The sequence below is a fragment of the Faecalibacterium sp. genome, from assembly GCF_052358865.1.
Lineage (GTDB): Bacteria > Bacillota > Clostridia > Oscillospirales > Ruminococcaceae > Faecalibacterium > Faecalibacterium butyricigenerans.
Window position 1 is genome coordinate 1 of record NZ_DAWCVJ010000117.1, and the last position, 5118, is coordinate 5118.

Consider the following 5118-nt stretch of genomic DNA (forward strand, 5'->3'; position numbering starts at 1 on the left):
GGTATCCTGCACCATGCGGAGGGCGTTGACCTGATTCCGGCAAACATTGAACTGGCAGGGCTGGAGGTTTCCCTTGTCAACTGCATGAACCGGGAGAAGATGCTGAAACAGGTGCTGGAGGGGGCAAAGCATGAATACGATTTCATTCTGCTGGATTGCACTCCTTCCCTTGGGATGCTGACCGTCAATGCCTTGGCAGCGGCGGACACCACCCTGATTCCTGTGCAGGCGCAGTACCTGTCTGCGAAGGGCTTGGAACAGCTTTTGCAGACCGTGCAGAAGGTCCGACGGCAGATCAACCCCAAATTGAAAATTGAGGGCATCCTGCTGACTATGACCGACAGCCGCACCAACTACGGACAGCAGATCGACAATTTGATTCGGGGTGCTTACGGCAGCAAGATCAAGGTGTTCGACCAGACCATTCCCCGATCTGTCCGTGCTGCGGAGATCAGTGCCGTTGGCAAAAGCATTTTCCAGCACAACCCCAAAGGCAAGGTGGCAGAAGCCTACCAATCTCTGACGAAGGAGGTGCTGGCTGATGCCGAAAAACAGCTTAAACGTGTCGCTGAAAGGGGCAGATGACATTTTCTCCACGGAAGAATCCCGACAGGAACAGCAGCGGGAGCAGGTGCAGCAGATCCCCATTGGAGAGCTGTTCCCTTTCAAGAACCACCCCTTCAAGGTGCTGGACGATGAAGCTATGACCCGGACAGTAGAGAGCATTGCTCAGTACGGTGTGCTGGCTCCGCTGATTGCTCGCCCCCGCCCGGACGGTGACGGCTACGAGATCATCTCCGGGCACCGCCGTCAGTATGCGGCGAAACTTGCCGGGCTGGATACCCTGCCGGTTATCGTGCGGCAGATGTCGGACGATGCTGCTGTGATATTGATGGTGGACAGCAATCTCCAACGTGAACACATCCTGCCCAGTGAGAGGGCTTTTGCCTACAAAATGAAGCTGGACGCAATAAAAAATCAAGGTGCTAGGTCAGATTTAACTTCTACGCAAGTTGCGCAGAAGTTGTCCGTCGAAAAAGTTGGCGATGATGCTGGGGTAAGTAAAGATACTATTCGCCGTTTCATCCGCTTGACCAACCTTGTCCCGGAACTGCTGGACATGGTAGACGAAAAGAAGATCTCCTTCAATCCCGCTGTGGAACTGTCCTATCTGGACGAAAGCCAACAGCGGGAATTTTTAGAAGCCATGGATGGTACCCAAAATGCCCCATCTGTATCGCAGGCTCAGCAACTAAAGAAGATGGCGCAGTGTGGTGAGTTCACCTATGAAAAGGCATTTGACATTTTGGGGCAGGAAAAGAAGAGTGAGCAGGACACTGTAACTATCAAAAACGACATCCTGCGAAAATACTTTCCACGCAGCTATACGCCTCGGCAAATGGAAAGCATCATCATCAAGCTGCTCGACCAGTGGCAACTAAAAAAGCAACAGGCAAAACAGAAGAAGCAGGAAGAAGCGCGCTGATCGCAGACTGAACCAAAAGACCCAGTTCCGGGTCTTTTATTTTTGCAAAAATTTTGGAGGAAACGTCTATGAATTTTACTACCACTCACATCCGTTCCGAGAAAGTCACCATTGATACTCGCATCTACACGATTCTGAACGGCAGAAAAAAGCCTGGTGAAGTCTATCTCGCTGCCATTGCCCCGGATATGGAGCTGACCATCATCACGCTGGACGAGGCTCCCGGCATCCTGCCCTGCTTTGAGGAGGATGATGCCTGCCTGAACCTTTCCAACACCTCGCTGCTGCTCTGCTACAACCCGGCGCAGGTGCTGAAGATGGGCGGAAAGCACTACCTGACCGGCCCGGTGATTCTTGTTCGCACCAACATGGACGGCGAGGTCATCTCGCTGACCATCGATGAAGTCTACCTGTTCCAGAAGTATCTGGCAAGCCACAGCATCACCCTGATGGCAGACGACCAGAATCTGCCCTGCATCTGCATGGAGTGAGGTGTGCCATGCTGAACTTTTTTATCGGTTTCGCATTTTTTGAAGCCGGCGCTTTTTTCGGCTTCTTCGTGGCAGCTCTGTTGAACGCCGCCCATGCCGGGCAGGAGATCTCTATCAAATTCGAGGAGGACGATAATGGAACAGAACGAGAACACCTTGTCGGTGCTGAAAATTCCACCGGGACAGTATCCGCAGCAGGTCGAGATTGACAACAACCTGAAAGCCTTGCAGGAGGCGGTGGGCGGCACGATTGCTGCTGTTTACCCCTTTGCAGACCCGGTGGCTATCATCTGCAATGACGATGGCAAGCTCATGGGACTGCCCCTGAACCGTGCCCTTCGGGATGAAAACGGAGAAATGTATGATGCCGTTGCCGGAGACTTTCTGGTGGTGGGTTTGGGCGAGGAGGATTTTGCATCCCTGACCCCGGAACTGGCGCAGAAGTACGAGCAGCTTTTTCATCAGCCGGAAGCCTTTCTGAAACTGGGCAACCATCTGCTGGTGCTGCCGGTGCCGGATGAACCGCCCACAGAAAAGCCCCGCACCAAGCCCCCGGCAGAGCATGACCGCTAAAATCACCCTGCTGCACGGGAGGTGATGGCAGTGCAGGAAGAAATCGAACAGAAATCATTCAACATTATGATCTCCACCACGAAGCTGTCTGCCCGGACTGTCCTGCGGGCAGTTAAAGCGGCGTTTCGGCTGTACCAGTCCAAGGCATCCCAAGGTAAGCAGAGCGTCCGCACTCTTCTGCGGCAGAACCGGGGCGTGTCCAGCGTGGAGATCAGCAAGACCGGCATCCGTGGTCTGGAACGCTATGCCAAAAAGTACGGCATCGACTATGCCATCCGCAAGGACACCTCCGAGGTGCCGCCCCGGTATCTGGTCTTTTTCAAAGCACCGGACGCAGAAGCATTCAACTCGGCGTTCAAGGAGTATTCGGCATCCCTGCTGAACAAGGACAAACGCCCCTCGGTACTGGCACGGTTGCAGGAACTGGTGCAGGCAGCGGCAGAACTCCCCGGCAAAGTCCGGCACAAGGAACAGGAGCGTGGACTGTGACCACGAAAAAGCTGACAAAGCTGCTGGCACTGTATCTGCCCTATATTTTGCTGGGGCTGGTGGCAACCAACTTTGGCGAAGCGTGGCGGCTTGCCGAGGGCAAGGAACTGGGCGATAAGATCATGTCCATGATGGGAACCATCCCGGTGGCGTTTGCAAACCCGCTGCCAAGCCTGCACCCGCTTGATATTCTGGTGGGCTTGTGCTGCGGTGCAGGGTTACGGCTGGCGGTCTATCTGCGTGGCAAAAACGCAAAGAAGTACCGCCATGGCATGGAGTACGGCTCTGCCCGGTGGGGCACACCGAAGGACATTGAGCCGTTCATGTCTCCCAAGTTTTCCGACAACATCATTTTAACCAAGACAGAGCGGTTAATGATGAGCAATCGTCCACCTGACCCCAAGAACGCCCGGAACAAAAATGTGCTGGTGGTCGGCGGCTCCGGCTCTGGCAAAACGAGATTTTGGCTGAAACCGAACCTCCTGCAATGCCATAGTTCCTATGTCGTAACCGATCCGAAAGGTACAATCGTGCTTGAATGTGGGCAGGCCATGCTGAAAAATGGTTATAAGGTAAAAGTTCTGAACACCATCAACTTCAAAAAGTCGATGCACTATAACCCCTTCGCCTATGTCCACAGCGAAAAGGACATTCTGAAACTGGTCACGACCCTGATGACCAACACCAAGGGTGAAGGGTCCGGCGGGGACCCATTCTGGGAAAAATCGGAGCGTCTTTTGCTCACCGCCCTGATTGCCTATCTGCATTATGAAGCCCCGGTGGAGGAGCAAAACTTCGCTACTCTGCTGGAAATGCTGAACACCATGCAGGTACTGGAGGACGATGAGGAATACCAGAACCCGGTGGACTTGCTGTTTGAGGAACTGGGCAAGAAAAAGCCCAATTCCTTCGCAGTGCGCCAGTACAAGCTCTACAAATTAGCTGCCGGCAAAACGGCAAAATCCATCCTGATTTCCTGCGGTGCTAGGCTCGCGCCCTTCGACATCCAAGAGTTGCGGGACCTTACCATGTACGATGAACTGCAACTGGACACGCTGGGCGATAAGAAAACGGCGTTGTTCCTCATCATGTCGGACACGGATTCCACCTTTAACTTCCTCATCAGCATGGTCTACACCCAGCTTTTCAATCTGCTTTGCGATAAAGCAGATGATGTGTACGGCGGCAAGCTACCCATCCATGTGCGGTGCCTGATCGACGAGTGCGCCAACATCGGGCAGATCCCCAATCTGGAAAAGCTGGTGGCGACCATCCGCAGCCGTGAAATCTCTGCCTGCCTTGTTTTGCAGGCGAGAAGCCAGTTGAAAGCCATCTACAAGGACAACGCAGATACCATTGTGGGCAACATGGACAGCCAAATATTTCTGGGCGGCAGCGAGCCGACCACCCTGAAAGACCTGTCTGAAATGCTGGGCAAAGAAACGATTGATGCGTTCAACACCTCGGACACCCGTGGCAACAGCCCCAGCTATGGCACCACGTTCCAGAAGATGGGGCACGAATTATTGAGCCGGGACGAGCTGGCGGTGCTGGACGGCGGCAAGTGTATTTTGCAGCTGCGAGGTGTGCGCCCCTTTCTTTCGGACAAGTACGACCTGACCCAGCACCCCAACTACAAGCTGACCTCGGATTACGACCCCAAAAACACCTTCGATATTGAAAAATATCTGAACCGAAAAGAAAAAATCCACCCCGGTGATGAGTTCATCGTGGTGGACGCTGATTCGCTCCCGTCTGCCTGAACCGGTAGGCGGTTTTATTTTATCCTGACCAGAGAGGTACACCAGCAAGCCCACTCCCGCCGCAGTTTGCGGCTTCATTATGCAGCTTCAGGTGTGTACGGATGGTCTACAATTTTTTCAAAATAAAGGAGAAACGACTATGGAATTCTTTAACTCTGCTATCGAAGTTCTTCAGACTCTGGTTGTCGCTCTGGGTGCCGGTCTCGGCGTGTGGGGTGCCATCAACCTGCTGGAAGGTTACGGTAACGACAACCCCGGCTCCAATGCTCATGTACGGTAGAGAAGCACAAAGCAAAACAAGGATAGCCAGCCCTGC

7 protein-coding genes and 1 pseudogene are annotated in these 5118 nt (G+C 53.6%); all 8 read left to right on the top strand.

Features of this window, described 5'->3' with window-relative positions; genetic code table 11:
• Nucleotides 1-585: ParA family protein (locus ACT8X9_RS12720; RefSeq protein ID WP_444269236.1), on the top strand; the 585-nt coding region annotated here is incomplete at its 5' end.
• Nucleotides 542-1486: a ParB/RepB/Spo0J family partition protein gene (locus tag ACT8X9_RS12725; protein ID WP_444269237.1), complete on the top strand. Its 945-nt coding sequence runs from the start codon at nucleotides 542-544 to the stop codon at nucleotides 1484-1486. The genes ACT8X9_RS12720 and ACT8X9_RS12725, both read left to right, overlap by 44 nt.
• A gap of 68 nt (nucleotides 1487-1554) precedes the next feature.
• Nucleotides 1555-1977 carry a hypothetical protein gene (locus ACT8X9_RS12730; RefSeq protein WP_444269238.1) on the top strand — a complete coding sequence of 141 codons (423 nt, stop codon included), beginning with the start codon at nucleotides 1555-1557 and terminating at the stop codon, nucleotides 1975-1977.
• An 8-nt stretch (nucleotides 1978-1985) separates the two neighbouring features.
• Entirely contained in the window at nucleotides 1986-2186 is a 201-nt protein-coding gene (locus ACT8X9_RS12735; RefSeq protein ID WP_207698559.1) for a hypothetical protein, read from the top strand.
• Complete coding sequence (locus ACT8X9_RS12740; protein ID WP_444269239.1) at nucleotides 2113-2550, top strand: DUF3846 domain-containing protein; 438 nt, start codon at nucleotides 2113-2115, stop codon at nucleotides 2548-2550. The genes ACT8X9_RS12735 and ACT8X9_RS12740 overlap by 74 nt, the downstream gene beginning before the upstream one ends.
• A gap of 24 nt (nucleotides 2551-2574) precedes the next feature.
• The gene (locus ACT8X9_RS12745) at nucleotides 2575-3039 is read left to right on the top strand and encodes a PcfB family protein (protein WP_097771841.1); all 465 of its coding nucleotides are present in this window, start codon (nucleotides 2575-2577) and stop codon (nucleotides 3037-3039) included.
• The gene (locus ACT8X9_RS12750; RefSeq protein ID WP_444269240.1) at nucleotides 3036-4802 is read left to right on the top strand and encodes a VirD4-like conjugal transfer protein, CD1115 family; all 1767 of its coding nucleotides are present in this window, start codon (nucleotides 3036-3038) and stop codon (nucleotides 4800-4802) included. The genes ACT8X9_RS12745 and ACT8X9_RS12750 overlap by 4 nt, the downstream gene beginning before the upstream one ends.
• A 139-nt stretch (nucleotides 4803-4941) precedes the next feature.
• A pseudogene (locus tag ACT8X9_RS12755) lies at nucleotides 4942-5070 on the top strand (Maff2 family mobile element protein); the annotation flags it as partial.
• Between the last annotated feature and the right edge of the window lie 48 nt (nucleotides 5071-5118).